We start from the raw sequence: 20,275 nt of genomic DNA on the forward strand, positions 1-20,275 counted from the left end.
CAGCGGTCACAGCGATTATCACCAGGCAACAGGCGTTCAATATAGGGAGACCGCCATGCAAGAGATCAAACGGGGTAGAAGGCAGGCCATCAAGACGATTGGCGCAGCGCTCGCGGCGTCCACGTTGCCGATGCCGTTCGTCAATCTGCGCGCGCAGCAGCAGCAGAACTTCAGCGGCAAGACGTTGCGCCTGCTGACCTGGTCGGACGACACAGGCGCGGCCGCACTGCGCAACATCGCCGCCACGTTCACCGCGAAGACCGGCGCGAAGGTGATCGCCGATCGCGCCGACGGCACCTCCGGCATGGTCGCGAAGGTCAAGGCCGCGGGCGAGCGCCCGACCTACGACGTCATCACGCTGGCGGGCGTCGGAGCAGCCGGTCTCGGCGATGCGGGCTTGTTGATGAAGCCAGATCTCGACAAACTGCCCAACCTGAAAGAAGTGGCGCCGCAATACCGCACTGGCGCGAACGGCTTCGGCATCGGCTATCTGCTGTGGTCCGACGGTCTGATCTACAACACGTCGACGGTGAAAACCGCGCCTTCTTCGTATGAAGCGCTGTGGGACCCCAAATATGCCGGACGCCTGTTCCTGCCGCCGCCCGAATGGGCCGAAGCGGTCGACCTGGCGATCATCGCCGCGAAGATGAACGGCGGCTCACAGCAGAACATCGAGCCCGGTTTCAAGAAACTGATGCAACTGAAAGACCACGTAATGACGCTCGGTGAAAATCCGAATCAGGTGGCCGATCTCTTTCGCACCGGCTCGCTCGACATTGGCGGCATCTATTCGCCGGCCTTCTTCCCCGCTCAGATTCGCAAGCCCGAATACAAGATGGGCGTGACGTACGGCATGAAAGAAGGCTTCGCCACGCAGTTGATGTTCACGGTGATCCCGAAATCGCATCCCGGCGACAGCGATCTCATCCACGCCTTCATCAACCACTCGCTCGATGCAGGCGTGCAAGGCCGCATGGCCGCCGACGTGCTCAACGGTCCGGTCAATTCGAAAGCGGTGATTCCCGCCGAAAGCCGCGCGTTCGTGCCGAGCGCGCAGCAGATCGCCGAGAAAGCCGTGCTGCATGACGACAAGGCGCTCGCCGCCGTGCAGCCCGCGTGGATCAAGCGCTACACCGAAATCTTTTCGGCATGACGACGATGCCCGCGCGCTTCTCGCGGCGTGCTTCAGCGGCCGCCTCCGATGCCACGGCACACGAGGCGGCGCCTGGCGTGGGCGCCGCGCTCCACGCGGCACGGGGAGCGGCACCCGACGCGCCTGCGGCCAGCGTCGCGCAGAAGGCTCGGCCATGGCTGCTGCTCGCGCCGATCCTGCTGTTTCTCGCCGTGCTCGGCGCGGCCGCGCTCGTCGTGCTACGCATGAGCTTCGGCACGCAAGGCAACGAATGGCATGGCTTCACGCTGCAGAACTACGCCGATCTGCTGGACGGCTACTTCATGCGGTCGTTGTGGCTCACGTTGAAGCTCGCGTTCCAGAGCATGATCTGCGCGGTGCTGCTGGCGATTCCGGTCGCGCTTGCGATGGCGCGCACCAAGTCGCGTCTTGCGCGGCGGCTGTTGCTGGCCGGCGTGCTGCTGCCGCTGCTCGTCAATCTGCTGCTGCAAGGCTATGGCTGGCTGATCATTCTCGGCCCGGCCGGTTTGCTCAATCACGCGCTGCTCGGCAGCGGTCTCATGCATCGTCCGTTGATGTGGCTGTATCGTGAAAACGGCGTGCTGCTCGGCCTGATTCAGACGGCGTTTCCACTTGCGGTGCTGCCGCTTTCTAGTGCCATGCGCGCCGTCTCCAGTTCATTCGAGGAAGCCGCGGCGACGCTCGGCGCGACGCGCTGGCAAACGCTGCGGCATGTGTTGTTGCCGCTCGCCATGCCTGGTCTGGTGTCGGGCGCGCTGCTGGTGTTCGCCTATAACGCCAGCGCGTTCGCCGTGCCGCTGTTACTCGGCGGACGCCGCGTGCCGATGCTCGCGGTACTGGTTCACGATCAGGTCGCGCCCTTGCTGAACTGGCCGGCCGCGTCGGCATCCGGTGTGGTGCTGATGATCGCGACGCTCGCCGTGATGGCACTTTCACAACGACTCGTGCGCCGCACGCAGCGTCTCGCCGAGGAGCCCCACGCATGAGCACGCCCATCCCGGCCGCGCGCCTGCAACGTGCGTCGCCGCCACCCCGTTCGCCGCGTCTGTCGAACGCTCTGCCCGGTCAGCTCGGCAAGGCCACGGCCTTGCTCGCGGCTGTCGTGCTGTTCGTCGCCGCGCTGCCGATTCTCACCATGATCACGATGTCGTTCAGCGCGGCCGACACGCTCGAATTTCCGCCGCGCGCGTACGGTCTGCACTGGTATCGCGCCGCATGGCAGAGTTTCGCGTCGCCGGACGCAACCAATTCGCTTTCGATGGGCGCCGCGTTGAGCACGAGCCTGATCGTCGCGCTGTCGACCATGCTGATCGCCACGCTCGTCTCCGTGCCCGCCGCTTACGCGCTGAGCCGCTATCGCTTTCGCGGCAAACCGGCGGTCGAGCAACTGGTCGCGTTGCCGCTCGTCTATCCGCTCGTGATGCTGGGCCTGTCGCTGTTGCTCGTCTTCAACGTGCTGCCGGGCGAGCTCGGCGTATTCCGCCTGATCATCGCGCACGTGATTCTGGCCCTGCCCTTCACGGTGAAAAACTGCGCGGCGTCGGTCGCCTCGATTGGTTCCGAGTTCGAGGAAGCGGCCTGCGTGATGGGCGCGAGCCCCGGCCGCGCGCTCGTCGACGTGATCCTGCCGCTGATGCGACCCGGCATTCTCGCCGGCATGCTGTTCGCATTCATCGTGTCGTTCAACGAATTCACCGTGACGTTCTTCCTGTACACCATCGACACGATGACCTTGCCTGTGTGGCTCTACAGCCGCACGGTGTCGTCGCTCGATCCGACCGTGTTCTGCTTCGCGGTGTTTATCGTCGCGATCGATTTCGCGCTGATCTGGCTGCTCGAAAAGCTGATCGGCGACGAAGGAGTTGCGCTGTGACCGCTTGTGCTTTTTCGACGCCTTCTTGCTGGAGCATCCGATGACTCATCTGACCTTGCAGGCCGTGACCCGGCGCTTCGGCGCGGCCTATGCTGTCGACAGCGTCGATCTGAGTGTGCCGGACGGCAAGCTCGTGTGCTTTCTCGGCCCGTCCGGCTGCGGCAAAACCACCTTGCTGCGGATGATCGCCGGCCTGGAAACGCCGACCTCGGGCAGCATCGAATTCGCGGGCCGCGACATCACGCGCGTGCCGGCCAACCAGCGCGACTTCGGCATGGTGTTCCAGTCGCTCGCGCTGTTTCCGCATATGAGCGTCGCGCAAAACGTCGCCTATCCGCTGAAGCTGCGCAAGACGCCGAAGCCCGAACAGGCGCGCCGGATCGCCGAACTGCTCGAACTGATCCAGTTGCCGCATATGGCGAACCGGCCGGTCACGCAGCTTTCCGGCGGCCAGCGGCAACGGGTGGCGATTGCGCGTGCGATTGCGTCGCAGCCCAAACTGCTGCTTCTGGACGAACCGCTTTCCGCGCTCGACGCCAAGCTGCGCGAAGCGATGCAGGTTGAAATCCGCCTTCTGCAACAGCGCCTCGGCATCACGACGATCATGGTCACGCACGACCAGCGCGAAGCGATGACGATGGCCGATGAAATCGTCGTGATGGAAAAAGGCCGCATCGCTCAAGTCGGCAAGCCGCTCGACATCTATCGCGATCCGGTCAGTGAGTTCGTGGCCGACTTTATCGGACTGGGTAATATTCTGCCGGTCACTTACGACGGCGCCGGGGCGGTGAGTCTGCCGGGCGGGGTGCGCATTGCGGTGTCGCAGGCGGCTCGCGTTCCGGAGTCCACGAGCGACATCCGGCTGCTGATCCGTCCCGAGGACGTCTGCGTGAAATCCGCGACCGACGACGCCGCGGGCCCGAACCGCCTAGCCGGTACGGTCACGTTTATCCGCGACGTCGGCGCCTCGCTGGAGGCGACGATAGATTGCGCCGGCTTCACGCTGACCGCCGCGACCACGCCGCGCGAAACGCCGGGCCTTGCGCTCGGCATGCCGGTGCTCGCCGAATTGCCGCCGCACGCGTGCAAGCTGATCGCCGCGCGCGCGGTGCAGTGACCGCGGTACAGTGACTTCCATCGCATTCCAACACAACAGTTGCACATATTCGACAGAGGACAGACCATGAATCAGCTCAAGCCCGTTCAATCAACAGCGCGCCGCGCATTCGCCACGCTCGCCGCGGCCCTCGCGTTCACCGTCGCTGGCGCGCTCAGCGCGTTTTCGCCGGCCGCTCATGCCGATGCGCTCGACAGCATCGCCAAGTCGGGCACCGTGCGCATTGGCGTGTTCATGGACTATCCGCCGTTCGGCTCCATTGGGCCGGACATGAAGCCGATGGGCTACGACATCGACGTTGCCAATCTGATCGGCCGCGCGCTCAACGCAAAGGTCGAACTGGTGCAGGTGACGGGCGACAACCGCATGGCGTACCTCGCGGACCGCAAGGCGGACATGCTGCTGTCGGTCGGCCAGACGCCCGAGCGTGAGAAGGTGATCGACTTTTCGCAGCCGTACGCGCCGTACTACCTCGCCGTGTTCGGCCCGAAAGTACTGCCGGTGAAAAACGCCGCCGATCTGGCGGGCAAGTCCATTTCGGTCGCGCGCGGCACGCTGGAAGACCTGAGCGTGACGAAGATCGCGCCGCCCAGCGCGAACATCAAACGTTTCGACGATCCGAACGGAGCAATTTCGGCGTTTCTTTCTGGTCAGGTACAGTTGATGGTCGTCGGCAACGACGTAGGCGCCACGATTCTCGCGCGTCATCCCGCGAACGATCCCGAGCAGAAGTTCTCGCTCTTCAGCTCGCCGGATCACGTCGGTTTGAACAAGAACGAGCCGCGTCTGAAGCAGAAAGTCGACGAAACCATAGCCAAGGCCCGCAAGGACGGCACCATGAACGCGATTTCGCAGAAATGGCTGCGCACGCCGCTGCCGGCCGACCTCTGAATTTCCTGCACGGAGTTTGCCCTCACGATGAGCGCCACGTCATGACCTATGCGTTCGATTTCAGCGGCTTCGGCCTCTATGCGGGGATGCTCGCGCGCGGCGTCGCCGTCACCCTGGGGCTCACGGCGATCTCGACCTTGCTCGGCGGTGTGGTCGGCATCGCGGGCGCGAGCGTCGCGGTGGCCGGACCAAAATGGGCGCGCTGGGTCGTGGCGAGCTATGTGGAACTGATCCGCAACACGCCGTTCATCGTGCAGTTGTTCTTCGTGTTCTTCGGCTTGCCGAGCCTCGGCATTCATATCGACGAAATACAGGCCGCGATTCTGGCGATGACCGTCAACCTCGGCGCCTACGCAATCGAAATCGTGCGCGCGGGCATCGACTCCATTTCGCGCGGCCAGGTTCAGGCCGCGCAAGCGCTCGGTCTGCATGGGCGGCAAGTGTTCCGCTACATCGTGCTGCCGCAGGCGCTCGCGAATGTGTTTCCCGCGCTCCTGAGCCAGGTGCTGATCGTGATGCTCGGCTCGGCGGTGGTGTCGCAGATCTCCGTTCCCGATCTCACGTACGCGGCCAACTTCGTCCAGTCGCGCAATTTCCGCTCGTTCGAGAGCTACCTGATCATCACCGCGACGTATCTGCTGCTGTCCATCGCGCTGCGGCAAATCCTCAACCGGTTCGGACGCGGCCTGTTCGCGGGCCGCACCGCGCGCGGCGCCGAGAGCGCGCCTCGCAGCTGGCGCGCCCGCCTGATGTGGCGCGGCGCCCGTACCCTGCCCGCGGAGCGTTGATCATGGTCGAATTCACCCTGTGGGACATTGCTCGCAATCTGCTGCTCGCCGCGCGCTGGACGGTGCTGCTTTCGTTGATCGCGTTTGTCGGCGGCGGCATCGTCGGGCTGATCCTGCTCGCGATGCGCGTGTCGCCGCTCGCGTGGCTGCGCCGCATCGTCGTGCTCTACGTGGAGGTGTTCCAGGGCACGCCGCTGCTGATGCAACTCTTTCTCGCGTTTTTTGGTTTGCCGCTCCTCGGCGTGGACGTCTCGCCGTGGGTCGCGGCGACGGTCACGCTCACGCTTTATACGAGCGCGTATCTGGTCGACATCTGGCGAGGCTGTGTCGAAGCCGTGCCGCGCGGTCAGTGGGCCGCCGGCGCGAGTCTCGGCATGACGTTCAGCCAGCAGCTGCGCTATATCGTCTGGCCGCAGGCGCTCAAAATCGCCGTTGCGCCGACAGTCGGCTTTCTCGTGCAGGTGGTCAAGAGCACTGCGCTGGCGTCGATCATCGGCTTCACTGAATTGACGAAGACCGGCACGATGATCACGAACGCAGCGTTCCGCCCGTTTCCGATCTACGGGATGGTCGCAATGATCTACTTCGCGATGTGCTTTCCGCTGACCTGGTACGCACGCGTGCTGGAGAAGCGGCAAAAGGTTGGACAGCATCGCTAGAGACCGCGCGAGCCGGTTGCGTCGCAGAAGGTAAAAAGCGTCAACCGCCGAAAGACGGTTGACGCTTTTTCATGCGCTCGCGCTTTACGCTGCTGCTAGCGCGCCGCTTGAGTCGACTTGCGCAGCTTCGTCACGTCGGCGGCCGTGACTGCCGGCGCGCCGTTGTTCCAGCCGGCACGCACGAACGTGAGCACGTCGGCGATCTGCTGGTCGTTGAGCACCGGCGCGTACTTCGGCATCGGATACGGCGCGGGAATGCCGCCGATCACGAGGTCCTCAGTGCCGTTCAACGTCACGTTGATGAGCGACGACGCGTCCTTCTCCAGCACGTTCGGATTGCCCGCCAACGGCGCGAGCATCGGCGCGAAACCGCGTCCGTCGACGCCATGACAATGCATGCAATACGCGGTGTAGACGCGCGCGCCAGCATCGTTCGCGGGACGGTTGAGCGACACCTTCGTCGCTTGCGGATCGTACTTATAGGGCGGCGCACCGTTGCCGCCCACCGCCGGCAGCGACTTCAGATACGTCGTCATGGCCGCGATATCGCCGTCGTTCAAGCTCTGCGTGCTGTTGTTGATCACGCTCGTCATCGAGCCGAATGCGGAAGCGTGACGATTCGCGCCGGTCTTCAGGAACGCCTGCAAGTCCTGATCGCTCCAGCGCCCGAGGCCCACGTTAGGTTCGCCGGTGAGGTTCGTCGCGTACCAGTTGTCGAGCAGACCGCCAGTCAGGAACGCGCTGCCGCTTTCGTCGAGCGCCTTCTCCTGGAACGCAATGCCGCGCGGCGTATGACATGAGCCGCAGTGCCCGAGTCCCTGGATCAGATAGGCGCCGCGATTCCATGCGACGTCCTTGCCCGGCTTGTTCTGGTACACGCCCTTCTCGAGGAACACCATGTTCCAGAGCTTCAACGGCCAGCGCATGTTCATCGGCCATTTGATGTCGGGCTCGCGATTGGCCTGCTGCACCGGCGCAACGCCGCTCATGAAGAACGCGTACAGCGCTTTCATGTCTTCGTCGTTGACCTTTGCATACGACGGATACGGCATCGCCGGGTACAGGTTGTGCCCGTCTTTCGCGACACCTTCACGCATCGCGCGGGCAAAGTCCTGCTCCGTATAGCCGCCGATCCCAGTTTGCGGGTCGGGCGTGATATTGGTGGTGTAGATCTGGCCCATCGGCGTGTTCATCGGCAAGCCGCCCGCGAACGGCTTGCCTTTCGGCGCCGTGTGGCATGCGGCGCAATCGCCGGCCTTCGCCAGATAAGCGCCGCGTTCCACGAGCGCCTGGTCGGCTGCGGATGCCGCCGCGCTTGCCGTCGATGTCTGGGTCAGAAAAGGCAACGCCACGCATAGCGCCGCACCGAAACCCTTCAGAGTGTTTTTCATGTCGGGCTCCCGTTAAGCGGTTTTCAACTGGCTGCCGACCGGCAATTGCCGCAGCCGCTTGCCGGTGGCCGAGAAAATCGCGTTGGTCAGCGCGGGCGCGAGCGCCGCTGTTCCCGGCTCGCCGATGCCGCCCGGCGCCTCGCTGCTCTTCACGATATGCACGTCGATAGGCGGCGTCTCGTCGATACGCAGCATCCGGTAGTCCGTGAAGTTGTTCTGCTCGACGCGGCCGTCCTTGATCGTGATCTCGCTATAAAGCGCCGCCGTAATGCCGAAGATGATGCCGCCTTGCACCTGCGCTTCGACGGTGTTCGGATTGACGACCATCCCGCAATCCACCGCGCACACCACGCGCTTGACCGCCACCTCGCCCTGATCGACCGCGACATCGACGACGATCGCGAAGTAGCTGCCGAACGCATGCATGACCGACACGCCGCGCCCTTGCCCCTTCGGCACCGCGCTGCCCCAATTGGCCGCCTGCGCGGCGGTGTTCAGCACGTTCAGCGCGCGCGGCGTCTTGCCGAGCAGATCGCGCCGGTATTTGACCGGGTCCACCTTGGCCTCGGCCGCGAGTTCGTCGATAAAACTTTCGACCACGAATGTGCCGCGCGTCGGGCCCACGCCGCGCCAGAACGCAGTGGGAACTGCGTGCGGCTCCTGGCGCACATAGTCGACGAGCTGGTTGGGCAAGTCGTACGGCAGATCGGACGCGACTTCGACCGCGTCGGGATCGAGCCCGTCCTTGAACGCGGGCGGCGCAAAGCGCGCCATGATCGACGAACCGACAATCCGGTGCTGCCACGCGAGCGGCTTGCCGTTCGCGTCGAGACCGGCGGAAATCTTGTCGTAGTAGTACGGCCGGTACATGTCGTGCTGAATGTCTTCTTCGCGCGTCCACAGCACTTTGACGGGCGTCGACACCTGCTTGCCGATTTTGACCGCCTGCGTGACCATATCGAACTCGAGCCGGCGACCAAAGCCGCCGCCGATCAGATGGTTATGCACGACGATCTTGTCGGCGGGCAAGCCGGTCACGGCCATCGCCGCGTCGCGCACGCGCGTGGGCACTTGCGAGCCGAGCCAGATTTCGCAGCCATCGGGGCGCACATGCACCGTACAGTTGATCGGCTCCATCGTGGCATGCGCAAGAAACGGCTGCTGATAGACGGCATCGACTCGCGTCTTCGCGTTCGAAAAGCCGTGCACCACGTCGCCGTCCTTGCGTGCGACCGCGCCGTTGCGTTGCGACGCATTGGCCAGATCGTCGACGATCTGCTTCATCGAAAGCTTTGCGTCCGTGCCCTCGTTCCATTTGATGTCGAGCGCCTGCAGCCCGCGTTTGGCCGCCCACGTGTGATCGCCGATCACGGCGACCGCGTTGTCGATCTTGACGACCTGACGCACGCCTGGGATCTTCTTCGCGTTGGTATCGTCGACGCTCGCAAGCTTGCCACCGAACACCGGACAGTTCGCGATGGCCGCGTAGACCATGTCGGGCACTCGCACGTCGAGGCCGAACGTCGCGGTGCCGTTCACTTTTTCCGGCGAGTCGAGGCGCTTCACGGCCGTGCCGATAATCTTGAAGTCTTTCGGATCCTTCAGCGACACGTTCTGCGGCACCGGCAGTTTGGCCGCGGCATCGACCAGTTGGCCATAGCCGATGCTGCGATTGCTCGCCGCGTGAATGACCTGACCGGATCTCGCATGACAGCTCGCGGCGTCCACCTGCCACTGTTGCGCGGCCGCGCCGATGAGCAGCATGCGAGCGGTGGCTCCTGCCTTGCGCATCGGCTCCCATGCATAGCGGATCGACGTCGACCCGCCGGTGAGCTGGCCGCCGAGCAGTGGGTCTGTGAAGAGCTTCTCGTCCGGCGGCGCGTGGTCGAGCGTGACGGTGTCGAGCGGCACTTCGAGTTCTTCGGCGATCAACATTGGAATCGACGTATAGACGCCCTGACCCATCTCGACCTTCGGAATCACCAGCGTAACCTTGCCTGCCGTATCGATCTGGATGAACGCATTGGGTGCGAACACGCCGTTCTGCGCCGCTTCGTTTGCATCGCCGCCGATTACCGACTTTCCGTCCTTCTGATCCTGGCTGACGGCCGGCATGCTGAAGCCGAGCAGCAACCCGCCGCCCGCCGCCGCGCCCACTGTCACGCCCAGCTTGAGAAACGTTCGGCGCGACACGCCGCGCTTTCCGTTCGCCTCGGCGTGTGAGGACGTTGCGCCGTTCTGTGCATCGAGCAATCCTTGCGACATATCAGACTCCCTTCGCTGCATGCTTGATCGCGACGCGAATGCGGTTGTACGTGCCGCAGCGGCAGATGTTGCCTGCCATGGCGGCGTCGATGTCCGCATCGGTGGGATTGGGGTTGCTCGCAATCAGCGAGGCCGCCGACATGACCTGGCCCGACTGGCAGTAGCCGCATTGCACCACGTCGAGTTCACGCCACGCCTGCTGCACCTTCTGGCCCGCGGGCGTGATGCCGACCGCTTCGATGGTGGTGATCTTCTTGTCGCCGACAGCCGCCGCCGGCAATACGCATGAGCGCACCGCGACGCCGTCGAGATGAACGGTGCAGGCGCCGCACTGAGCGATACCGCAGCCGAACTTCGTGCCGGTCAAGCCGACGAGATCGCGAAGGACCCACAACAGAGGCATGTCGGGCGGCGCGTCGACGGTATGTGTCTCGCCGTTGATATTGAATGTTGTCATGAGCGACTCCTTGAGGGGTTTATTTTTTGCCAGGCTGTTTAGTCACGGCTGGCGCTCCAAACGCAATGACTCGCCGCGTTTATTCGACAGCAGTGACTAATGCACGATGCCAATGTGCGCCGTCGCAAAGGCGTCGTCGCGTAACTGCACGCCAGGCATCGCGCCAATGGACTGTGAGGGTTCGGCGAATTGTAGCCGTGCATTACGAAGTTCGCCTGGACCCCCGCCATTGCGCTGCGCTCGCACAGAGCGGCCCCAAGCGCCGCATTTTTGTTAGCATGGACGGGCCCTGCACTGACTATCCGAAGGAGCCGCATCATGAACGACCAGCAATGCACCCAATTCCTCTCGGAGATCCGCAAACCTTTGTTGGCGCTGCATAAGGCCATACTCGATCATGAGCGCGCGTCGTACGAGAAAGAATTCGGCCCGGTCACGCCTGCGGCCTTTCTGCAAGTGCTGATCAACGGTACCGGTTTTCGCTGGCTCACGCCACTCTCTACAATCATCGCGAACGTCGACGAAATTCTCGACGACAACGAAGCCGACGCCGCCGACCGGTTCGCCGCTGCCGAAGCCGTCACGGGCCTCTTTTCCCCCGACCAGCCGAACAATATTTTTCTGCCGCGCTATCTGCCGCTGTTGCATGCCGATCCCGCGATATTGCATTTGCATGGCCAGGTATCGCAACTCTTGCGCGGCACGCAGGCCAAGTAGGCACCTGCGGGCTGCGGCTCCCGGATTTCCTCACCTTCGCAAGCGGGTGGATGTGAAGAGTTTGCGTCTATCCGGCGTGGTTATTCATATGCGACCGGACCTTCGCCAATCAATGATTACCAGGCTTTGCCAACCGTGACCGCGCAAAATTGCCGTAATTCAAGGGCATTCATGCGCGATTCGTAAAGATGATGGATGCGTGATCCGTCGACGGACGTGCTGTGCAAGCGCGATGAAAGACGTATCGGCAAAATTGCCTGGGTTTGCTGAACAAATTGAAGGTGAGCTTTTGCGGGACATGGGTGCGCGGGTGGGTGGTTGCGCCGAGTGGAGCTTGGCGGTGCATCGCGGCACCTGCCCGCGAGACCACGCAAAACCGTGATGCACGATATCAAGAGCCCTGCTAACGTAAGCAGACTTCGTCACGACCGCTCACTGCCATGACCGACTGGCCACTACCCGAAACTTTTACGTTCCGCGATCAAAGCGTGCGCTTCAACGTGACAGGAACCGGCCCGCCACTCGTGCTGGTGCACGGCACGCCGTTTTCGTCCTATGTGTGGCATCGCATCGCCCCACATCTCGCGCAACTTCGCACGGTCCATTATTACGATCTGCTCGGCTATGGGCAGTCCGCCATGTGCGACGGCCAGGACGTGTCTCTTGGTATCCAGAATGAGTTGCTCGCCGAGCTGCTCGCTCACTGGCAATTGAAAAGCCCGGATGTGATCGCGCATGACTTCGGTGGGGCCACGTCGTTGCGCGCGCATCTGATTAACGGTTCAGACTACCGCAGCCTCATGCTGATCGATCCCGTCGCGCTCGCGCCGTGGGGTTCGCCGTTCGTACAGTATGTGCGCCGCCACGGTGACGCATTCGCGGGACTGCCGCCATATATTCACGAGGCCGTGGTCAACGCGTATGTGCGCGGCGCGATCGCGCGCGACATCACAGATCAGGAGCTTGTGCCGTACGTGACGCCATGGCTCGGCGCTACGGGGCAAGCCGCGTTCTACCGGCAGATCGCGCAAATGGATCAGCGCTACACCGATGAAGTGGAACCCCGCTATGCGCAATTGCGCTGTCCGACGCAGATTCTGTGGGGCGAAGAGGATCAGTGGATTGCGCTGGAGCGCGGCCGTCGTCTGGCCGCGCTGATTCCGCAGGCGCGCTTTCAGGCCGTGCCGCGCGCAGGCCATCTGGTGCAGGAAGATGCGCCGGAAGCAATCGTCGCGGCGGCGCTCGGGTGGCTCGACTAAAGCCACCGCGGCAGGGTGCGCCTAGCCGCGCCCTTGCGGCAGATACGGCATTGGATCGATCGGTTTGCCGTCGCGGCGCAATTCGAAGCCGACCGAAACGCGTGAGTTGTTCTGGTCGCCCATCTCGGCGATCTGCTGCCCTTGTCGAACAATGTCGCCCGTCTTGACCAGCAGCTTGCGGTTATGCGAATAGGCGGTCAGAAAGTCCCTGTTGTGCTGGACGATGATGAGGCTGCCGTAGCTGTTCAGCCCCGTGCCGGCGTACATGACCTTGCCGTCGGCCGCAGCGCGAACCGGATCGCCGGGCTTGCCGCCGATCTCTATGCCGCGCGTCTCGCCCGGCTGAAATGCTTCGACCACCCGGCCACCCGCCGGCCATGCGAGCGCAACACCGTTCGCGTGCCGCATGGTTTGTTGCGCAACTTCGCGCGCTTCGGCGGCACTGGGGCCGGCCGAAGCTTGCGCAGCTGACGACGATCCGGCTGCGGCGCCATCGGCCACGGAAGCCTGCGCGGCAGAGACGCTCGACGTAGCAGCGGTGGCTTTGGCGGCAGCCGCGGCCGCGTTGACCGCTTGCACGGTTTCCGGCGATGCAACCCGCAACACCTGGCCCCGCTTCAATCGCGACGATGCCTTGAGGCCGTTCCACGCCTGCAACTGCCCGACGCTGCAATGATGACGCTGCGCGATGCGCGCCAGCGTGTCACCGCGCTTGACCCGATAGACCAGCGGCGGCGCTTTCTTGAGTGGTGAGGCTTCATTGGCGCCTGCTACGGCCGGCGTATTCGCCGACGCAGACGGTCCCGCCGTGGCCGCCGCGTTTGCGGCGCCTGGCACCGATGCCGCATCGCCCTGCGCACCCTGGTGTCCCACGTTCGCGCAACCGGTCATCGCAAGCGCCAGCCACGCGCCGGCGACGCTGACCATTATTGCTCTGTCGAAACGCTTTCCGATCATGTTCGAATCCTGACTTATCTTGTTGGCGGGCCGAGGCGCCTTGCCGCATTCGGTGCGCGCGATTCAACGACGCGCAGCTTTTCGTGTTGCGACCCGGCCTGCCTCGCCCTGCCTCGCCTCGCTTAGCCGACTGGCCCGCATTGTCGGTTCGTCGCTCGCTCGGCGGCGAACAGGGCGCTCAAAGCAGCCACGCTTTCCGCGGACGGGGCCAGACCGGATTAAATTTCCAGCCGAATTGTAAAGTGGCTTCGACAGAAAACCCGGCGCGTCACACAGTCTGATACAAACGTTACGCACGGCCTTGCATGCGTCGTTGCGCGCGCAACGGTGTGCGAACGCACAGGGTCGTCCCGGCAGCGCGATCGACGCCATCTGCTTAACGGCACACCGCCGTCAGAACTTGAATTGCCGGTTCGAGAAACGCGATGGGCCAAGCACAACAGCCGAGCCGGCAAGCGCTAGCTGTAGTACTGCCCCGCATAGCGCACGTAGCCGACGGGATGGTGAGTGAAGTGCAGCACCGGCAGTACCGGGTCGGAATTGTCGTCGGTCGGATAGGCGCTCGCTTCGGGAATGTACTCGCCTTGCACCTCGATCGGCTGGTCGGCCTGCAGTCCGGGAATCTCTTCCGACAGTCCCTCGTTGTCGCCGAATCGAATCGCCACGAACACTTCCGTGCCGACGAGGTTTTGCGCGCCGCCTTCGAACTTCAACACTTTGTCGATCTTGACGACCAGATGCTGATGATTCGCGCCGTGGTGGTTGTCCGGACTCGCGAATACTTTGCTGACTGTGCCTTGCACGCAGGCGAGCGGCGCGCCCAGCGAATGAACATAGCGATGGTGAGGAAGAATTTGCGTCGCGCGATTGCTCATGAAATCTCCATCAAACAAGTTTGGCCAACGTCCCACGGTCGACTGAGCCGGGGCGGGGCCCGCAGTCGCCCTGGCGCTTTAGGATTTCTCCGAAGCCTGATTAGGAAACGGACGATAGGTTGAAGAGCATAAAAAAAATATTCTTAGGTCTCTTTTGATGCTGACTGCCGCGCACCCAAAAAGCTCCCCAGTTGCTCAACGGAATACCTTCCCTTCAGAATATTTTGCTTCATCAACCCTCGTCCGGACGATGAAGAAGTCGAGGCTCAAGTGGATTCTCTTACATCAGCCAACCGCTTCATGGGCGGTTTTTTCTTTGGCGCCGTGATCGCCACTGCCATCATGGTGCTGTTCTGCGTCGGGGCCGAATTTTCCCCATTCATGGCCAGACTGCACGCGCTCGAACAGGTCATTGCGACAGCGGTCATCTCGCTCTTTATCGCCGGCACCAAGCCGCTTCTGTACAAGACAGTGTGGAGCGAGCGCCGCAGCAGCTTTATTCTCGACGAAGATCTGAGCGCAACCCTTCGCGGCCGAACCTTTGGCATTCCCGCAGGCGTGATGGCCGGCATTCTGGTCCAAAACGTCTTGATGAGCTGAGCATCAAATAAAGCAGCCGGTGCGAATGGCCGGCAAAAACGGCGCGCCTCGTGAATTGCTCATCGAGGCGCGTTTTGTTTTGCATTGTCGTTACCGGCGGCGCACAGACCCGGATCTAGAATTTATGCCGTATCGCGGCGCGCACCACGACCTGCTTCGATGTCGACGACGGCGCTTGTGCGCCGGTTATAAACGCCTCATCGAGTATGGAGTACGTCGAGTCGCCGGTCACGTGCTGGTACTCGCCTTGAATGTAGACATCGGTGCGCTTCGACAGGTTGTAATCGGCCATCAAACCAAACGAATGGATTTTCGGTTTGACGCCGCCGCTCGACGCGTCGTAGTTTTCCATCGTATATACGTACTGGGCCCCGACGAACAGCACCGGTGAAAACTGGTATTTTCCGTTCAACTCGAAGTTCTGATATTTCAACGAGTTCAGCAACACGCCGGGCGGCACCAGCGGCGCAATGCCGAGATAACCGTTACCGGTCGGATTCAGATAATTCGAGTTGCTGTACACAAAGCCCGCCGTAGCCGGCCCGAAGTTATAGGTAATGCCGCCGCCGAATACGCGCATACGGGTTGCGATAAAGCTGGCGTCATTGGCGGTAATTGCACCATTCGCGCCATTGCCCGGATTATTGGCCTGTAAATAGGCGGCGCTCACGAGCAAGCCTCCATAGGCATACTGCCCGCCGACGCTATATGCGCGGTTATTGCCGAAGTTGGTATCGTTACTGAAGCTGTAAGTGCCGCCGAACTGAAAACCGCTAAGCGACGGGCTCGTGTATTTGACGGTGTTGTTGAGGCGAAACGAGTTATCCGTGTTGTCGTTATCGTAGGGGTGCGAGAACAGCGAGCCGGCCCAATTGCCATTGGCCGTGGTCTGCGCCAGATAATCGACTACCGAATCGTATTGCCGCCCAAATGTCAACGTGCCAAAGCGCTCCGCGCTCAAGCCGACGAAAGCCTGCCGCCCGAACATCCGGCCACCCTGATTGAATCGCCCGGAACTCAGGTCGAAACCATTCTCGAGCTGGAAAATCGCCTTGAGGCCGCCACCCAGTTCCTCCGCGCCCTTGAGCCCCCATCGGCTGCCTTGCGCATAGCCGCTCGCCAACTCGTAGACATGCCCGCGGCCGGCGTTGTTCGTGTAGTTGATACCTTCGTCGAGTACGCCGTACAGCGTAACGCTCGTCTGCGCCGAAGCTGGTGCGCTAAAAGCGGCGGACACAGCGGTGGAAACAGCGAGCGCGAACACTTGCTTGTTCATGACGATCCCCCTGCACTCGAGTAACGGGCCTAACTCGATCCGACGCCTTCTTCTTGACCCAACGACAACGCGCTTCTGGAAGCCTGACGCGCTTACGGGAAATCCTCACACGCCGTAAGCCGTCCGTCCATTGGGTGTCGCCTGGATATGTCAAAACGTTGCGAAATCTCCACTGTCCTTAAACGCCTATTCAGCGGACAACCCATGCGGGCGCGCTTCCCAAGTGCACGACTCAAAGCAGACTTGTCACAGAAAGAAATATAATTGCTGACTTTCGCGGCACCCCAGCGGAACTCCGCCGCGCTGCCCGGGTCATTTTTACTGCATCGTGCAACCGTGCCTTCACCGCCGGTTGAAAGCGGCAACGCGGTTGCGTGGCCGCCTCAGCACTCATCCCACTATTCCAAAGCCTTGTGAGACGCCCGACGCGCTGAAAGAGCGCGCCGTCGCACGGGGCTGCTTTTGGCATAAAAACAATGAAACTGTCGCAATCCCGTTTAGTCGAGCTCGACTTTTTTCGCGGACTCGTTCTGCTCATCATCGTGGTGGACCACATCGGCGGAAGTATTTTGTCGCGCGTCACGCTGCACGCGTACGCGCTGTGCGACGCCGCGGAAGTCTTCGTCTTTCTCGGCGGCTTTGCCACCGCGACGGCCTACGCGGCGCTCGCCGAGCGGCGTAGCGAAACCATCGCGCGCAACCGCTTCCTGCGGCGCTCGCTGGAAATCTATCGCGCGTTTCTCGTCACCGCCGGCCTGATGCTGCTCGTGAGCGCGGTCCTGAACGCATTCAGCATCGAGGCGCCGAATCTCGCGATCACCGACCTCGACGATCTGATGGACACGCCCGTCGCCGCCATGCGTGACATCCTGTTGTTCCGCCGCCAGCCTTACCTTGCGTCGGTGCTGCCCATGTACGCTTTCTTCGCACTGCTCGTGCCGATGATCCTGCCGCTTGCGCGCAGCAAGCCCTGGCTTCTGCTTGCCGGCAGCGTCGCGCTGTGGGCCGGCGCGCCGGCCGTCAACGCCTATCTGCCGGCCGCACCCGACATGCATTGGGACTTCAACCCGTTCGCCTGGCAGTTGCTGTTCGTGCTCGGCGCGCTTGCGCGTTGCCAGCCGGTCTATCAGCGAGTGAGCGAACATCGCCTCGGCTGGCTCGCCACTCTCGCGGCGTGCTCGATAGTGGCGGTCGCGGCTTACTACAAGCTCTTCATTGAACGCGAGCCGCTCGATGCGAGCTTCAAGCAGAATCTGTCCTACTTGCGAGCGGTTAACTTCCTCGCCATCGCATGGCTTGTCGCCAACCTGATCGAGCTTGGCTGGGCGAAAAAGCTCGCCGAGTTGCTGCCGTTGATCGGCGTCATAGGACGTAAGGGGCTGCTTTGCTTCATCGCCGGCGCAGTGATCTCGCTCGTGGTGGACTCGGTGCTGTACGCGGCAACCGACGGCTATCTGAACTATCCGCTAGGCCTGCTCGCCGATGCGTGCGCGGTCACGGCCCTCTTCGCCGTCGCGTGTGGGACCGAGCCGCTCAAGCGCCTCGTGACACGTCTTTTCAGCACGCGGCTCCGCACGTCGCCGTAAAGCGCCCGAAGGCACATGCGCACGGCAGCACGCGGATGCGTCGCTCTGCACGGCTCCTACCAGCGCGTGCCTGGCATTCAGCACAGAGGATCGCCGCAAACCTCTTTGGTCAAAGATCCACCGGATGCTGATAGCATGACGGCCGCGCCTCATCCGGCGCGGCTGCTTCCTACCCTGACATGCGTCTATTCCTACACTCCGTGCTGGCTGTTCTTTGCGCTGCTTGCGGCGCTTCGTCTTCTGCAAGCACGGTAACGAATCGAAGCTTCCATTCGTCCGCGCTCGGACGCGACTGGTCCTACACGCTTTATCTGCCGACCGGCTATCGTCCGGACGCGGCGCGCATTCCGGTCATCTATCTCCTGCACGGCAACAATGGCGACGCGAATGACTGGATCACCCAAGGCCATCTGCAAAGCACGGTCGACGCGCTGATCGAGCACCACGATATCCCGCCGGTCGCGGTCGTGATGCCGCAAGGCGGCACCGATTGGTACGTCGATCGCAAGGAGAAGATGGAAACCGCTTTCTTCGACGATCTCCTGCCCGAGATAGAAACGCACTACGCCGTGTCGACGCAGCGCGCGGGGCGGATGATCGGCGGCGTCTCGATGGGCGGCTTCGGCGCGTTGCGCTACGTGATGACGCAGCCGGAACGGTTTTGCGGCGCACTGTTGCTGAGCCCCGCGATCTATGCGAACGAGCCGCCGCGCGGTTCGGCCGCGCGGCGTGTCGGCGTGTTCGGCGAGCGCCAATTCGATGCGCGCATCTGGCATGAGTTGAACTATCCGGCGCAATGGGAGCGCTATATGAGCCGGCCCTATCGCGTGCCTATCTTCATCGCCGCCGGCGACGACGATCTCGCAATTCAGGCCGATGCGTCATTGCTTTACACGCAGCTTCGGATAGCAGGCAATCCGGCAGCGCTGCGCATTATCGACGGCGGCCACACCTGGGACGTATGGAGCGCCCTGCTGCCGGGTGCATTGAGATACACGCTCGGCTGCGCCAGACTGCCGGCGCAGGAACATCCGTCGAATCACCGGCCCTGAGCCGGGCGCCGCGCGGATGCCTGAGCCGCGCATCGCAACAATGCGCATGCAACTATTGCACGAGGTCGGTCCAGAGCACCATCAGCACGGTCATCAGCGCCGGTCCGATAAAGAGGCCGAGCAGGCCGAACGTCTCAGCGCCGCCGAGAATGCCGAACAGCACGAGCAGAAAAGGCAGGCGCGTCGAATTGCCGATCAGTACCGGCCGCACGAAATGCTCGGCGACGAACACCACGATCGAACCGAACACCAGTAGACCGATTGCGCTCGCCACCGACCCTTGCGAAAACAGCCACAACGCGGCGAGGCTAAAGGTAAGCGGCGCGCAGAACGGCAACATCGCGGCAATCGCCGTGATGAGCGCGAGCAGCGCCACGTGCGGCAGGCCAGTCACGAAATAGGCGACGCCGAGCAACGCGCCTTCGCCTAGTCCCACCACCACCAGTCCCGACACGGTGCCCCGTACCGCCGTGGCCATGCGCTGGACGAGCTGCGCGCCGTCTTCGCCGAAACCGCGCCGCAGGCCTCTGGTCAATGCACCCGACAGACGCGGCCCTGCCTGGAAGATCACGAACAACGTCACGAGCACGAACGCGAAGACGGTGACCGCATGCACGGCGCGCGCGCCGAAGTGCCGCCCTAGCGTGACGACCGTGTTGCTGTGCAAGCCCTTCATCGCCGCGGAATCGCGCAAGGGCGGCGCGAGATAGGTCTGCCACCAGGCCGCGACCTGCTGCGCACCGAACGGCAACCGGTGAAGGAAATCCGGCATTGCGATGCCGTTCTCCTCCGCGGTCTTGAACCACTCGGTGAGGTCATGCGCTTCGCGCAAGGCCTGCGCAAGGCCGATGCCGACCGGCAACGCTACGAGCAAGGCTATCGCAAGTGTCAGCACGGCCGCAATCAAGGTCGTACGCCCGGTGAGCCAACGGTTGCCTTCGACCTTGCGCAGCAGCGGCCATAGCGCGATGGCCAGCACGCCTGCCCAGGCGACCACCGCAATGAAGTCGCGCACGACCCACAACGCCAGCAGCACGAGCCCGATGTAAAGCACCAGCGAAGCCGCTCTCTGCTTCTTGAGGCGCCCAGGCGTCGCCAGCGACACCGTGGAATGCGTCGACTCTGGCGGGGTGGCGGGTGGACGTGAATTCATGTGAGCTCTTCTATTCATGCATGTATGTTGAGACCGGGATGCGCGCGAGCCGACCCGAAAAAGCCAAACTTGTTAGACTTGCGGGACGCGCTCGAACCATGACAACGACATCTTAAAGGAAGCGCGCGAATGCCTCTGACCGCCGTTTTGGTGTCTCAGCGGCTACAACACTGCGTTGCAAAAAGCGCTCCTATCTCACTTTGCGC

The 20,275-nt window shown here is 62.7% G+C and carries 19 protein-coding genes; 12 read left to right on the plus strand and 7 right to left on the minus strand.

The window, feature by feature from the left end; all coding sequences use genetic code 11:
* Positions 1 to 55 precede the first annotated feature (55 nt).
* The 7 genes from RW095_RS08900 to RW095_RS08930 all read left to right on the plus strand — a co-directional run bounded on the left by RW095_RS08900 (position 56) and on the right by RW095_RS08930 (position 6,481).
* Entirely contained in the window at positions 56 to 1,153 is a 1,098-nt protein-coding gene (locus RW095_RS08900) for an ABC transporter substrate-binding protein (RefSeq protein ID WP_317018546.1), read from the plus strand.
* The gene (locus tag RW095_RS08905; RefSeq protein WP_317018548.1) at positions 1,150 to 2,139 is read left to right on the plus strand and encodes an ABC transporter permease; all 990 of its coding nucleotides are present in this window, start codon (positions 1,150 to 1,152) and stop codon (positions 2,137 to 2,139) included. The genes RW095_RS08900 and RW095_RS08905 overlap by 4 nt, the downstream gene beginning before the upstream one ends.
* On the plus strand, positions 2,136 to 3,026 hold the full coding sequence (locus tag RW095_RS08910; protein ID WP_317018549.1) for an ABC transporter permease: 891 nt from the start codon (positions 2,136 to 2,138) through the stop codon (positions 3,024 to 3,026). The genes RW095_RS08905 and RW095_RS08910 overlap by 4 nt, the downstream gene beginning before the upstream one ends.
* A 40-nt stretch (positions 3,027 to 3,066) precedes the next feature.
* Complete coding sequence (locus RW095_RS08915; RefSeq protein ID WP_317018551.1) at positions 3,067 to 4,143, plus strand: ABC transporter ATP-binding protein; 1,077 nt, start codon at positions 3,067 to 3,069, stop codon at positions 4,141 to 4,143.
* Between the two features lie 66 nt (positions 4,144 to 4,209).
* Entirely contained in the window at positions 4,210 to 5,034 is an 825-nt protein-coding gene (locus tag RW095_RS08920; RefSeq protein WP_317018552.1) for a transporter substrate-binding domain-containing protein, read from the plus strand.
* Between the two features lie 41 nt (positions 5,035 to 5,075).
* Entirely contained in the window at positions 5,076 to 5,822 is a 747-nt protein-coding gene (locus RW095_RS08925) for an amino acid ABC transporter permease (RefSeq protein WP_317018554.1), read from the plus strand.
* A 2-nt stretch (positions 5,823 to 5,824) separates the two neighbouring features.
* Positions 5,825 to 6,481, plus strand: a complete 657-nt coding sequence (locus tag RW095_RS08930; RefSeq protein ID WP_027779333.1) for an amino acid ABC transporter permease — start codon at positions 5,825 to 5,827, stop codon at positions 6,479 to 6,481.
* A 95-nt stretch (positions 6,482 to 6,576) separates the two neighbouring features.
* Here the strand turns inward: RW095_RS08930 and RW095_RS08935 are convergent, their stop codons facing one another.
* From RW095_RS08935 to RW095_RS08945, 3 genes are read right to left on the minus strand one after another with little or no spacing between them, the layout of a single operon-like run.
* Positions 6,577 to 7,872 (minus strand): cytochrome c, encoded by a 1,296-nt coding sequence (locus tag RW095_RS08935; protein WP_317018556.1) that lies wholly within the window; start codon positions 7,870 to 7,872, stop codon positions 6,577 to 6,579.
* Positions 7,873 to 7,884: 12 nt separating this feature from the next.
* Positions 7,885 to 10,137: a xanthine dehydrogenase family protein molybdopterin-binding subunit gene (locus RW095_RS08940; RefSeq protein ID WP_317018558.1), complete on the minus strand. Its 2,253-nt coding sequence runs from the start codon at positions 10,135 to 10,137 to the stop codon at positions 7,885 to 7,887.
* Between the two features lies 1 nt (position 10,138).
* On the minus strand, positions 10,139 to 10,594 hold the full coding sequence (locus RW095_RS08945; RefSeq protein ID WP_317018559.1) for a (2Fe-2S)-binding protein: 456 nt from the start codon (positions 10,592 to 10,594) through the stop codon (positions 10,139 to 10,141).
* Between the two features lie 318 nt (positions 10,595 to 10,912).
* On the opposite strand from RW095_RS08945, the gene RW095_RS08950 reads away from it, so the two are divergent.
* Positions 10,913 to 11,311, plus strand: a complete 399-nt coding sequence (locus RW095_RS08950; protein WP_128586108.1) for a hypothetical protein — start codon at positions 10,913 to 10,915, stop codon at positions 11,309 to 11,311.
* Between the two features lie 440 nt (positions 11,312 to 11,751).
* Entirely contained in the window at positions 11,752 to 12,570 is an 819-nt protein-coding gene (locus RW095_RS08955; protein WP_317018561.1) for an alpha/beta fold hydrolase, read from the plus strand.
* A gap of 21 nt (positions 12,571 to 12,591) precedes the next feature.
* On the opposite strand, the gene RW095_RS08960 is transcribed toward RW095_RS08955, so the two are convergent.
* Positions 12,592 to 13,527: a M23 family metallopeptidase gene (locus RW095_RS08960; protein ID WP_317018563.1), complete on the minus strand. Its 936-nt coding sequence runs from the start codon at positions 13,525 to 13,527 to the stop codon at positions 12,592 to 12,594.
* A gap of 458 nt (positions 13,528 to 13,985) precedes the next feature.
* Positions 13,986 to 14,402, minus strand: a complete 417-nt coding sequence (locus tag RW095_RS08965) for a hypothetical protein (protein WP_317018564.1) — start codon at positions 14,400 to 14,402, stop codon at positions 13,986 to 13,988.
* Positions 14,403 to 14,672: 270 nt separating this feature from the next.
* Here RW095_RS08965 and RW095_RS08970 point away from each other — a divergent pair, with 270 nt between their 5' ends.
* A complete protein-coding gene (locus RW095_RS08970) occupies positions 14,673 to 15,002 on the plus strand; it encodes a hypothetical protein (protein WP_317018566.1) in 330 nt (109 codons plus the stop codon).
* A gap of 115 nt (positions 15,003 to 15,117) precedes the next feature.
* On the opposite strand, the gene RW095_RS08975 is transcribed toward RW095_RS08970, so the two are convergent.
* Positions 15,118 to 16,278: a porin gene (locus RW095_RS08975; RefSeq protein ID WP_317018568.1), complete on the minus strand. Its 1,161-nt coding sequence runs from the start codon at positions 16,276 to 16,278 to the stop codon at positions 15,118 to 15,120.
* 476 nt (positions 16,279 to 16,754) lie between these two features.
* Here RW095_RS08975 and RW095_RS08980 point away from each other — a divergent pair, with 476 nt between their 5' ends.
* Entirely contained in the window at positions 16,755 to 17,864 is a 1,110-nt protein-coding gene (locus tag RW095_RS08980) for an OpgC domain-containing protein (RefSeq protein ID WP_317018569.1), read from the plus strand.
* A gap of 179 nt (positions 17,865 to 18,043) precedes the next feature.
* Positions 18,044 to 18,916 carry an alpha/beta hydrolase gene (locus RW095_RS08985; protein ID WP_317018571.1) on the plus strand — a complete coding sequence of 291 codons (873 nt, stop codon included), beginning with the start codon at positions 18,044 to 18,046 and terminating at the stop codon, positions 18,914 to 18,916.
* 52 nt (positions 18,917 to 18,968) lie between these two features.
* Here the strand turns inward: RW095_RS08985 and RW095_RS08990 are convergent, their stop codons facing one another.
* The gene (locus RW095_RS08990) at positions 18,969 to 20,069 is read right to left on the minus strand and encodes an AI-2E family transporter (protein WP_317018572.1); all 1,101 of its coding nucleotides are present in this window, start codon (positions 20,067 to 20,069) and stop codon (positions 18,969 to 18,971) included.
* Positions 20,070 to 20,275: the final 206 nt, after the last annotated feature.

Source organism: Paraburkholderia kirstenboschensis (assembly GCF_032806925.1).
Taxonomy (GTDB): Bacteria; Pseudomonadota; Gammaproteobacteria; order Burkholderiales; family Burkholderiaceae; genus Paraburkholderia; species Paraburkholderia kirstenboschensis.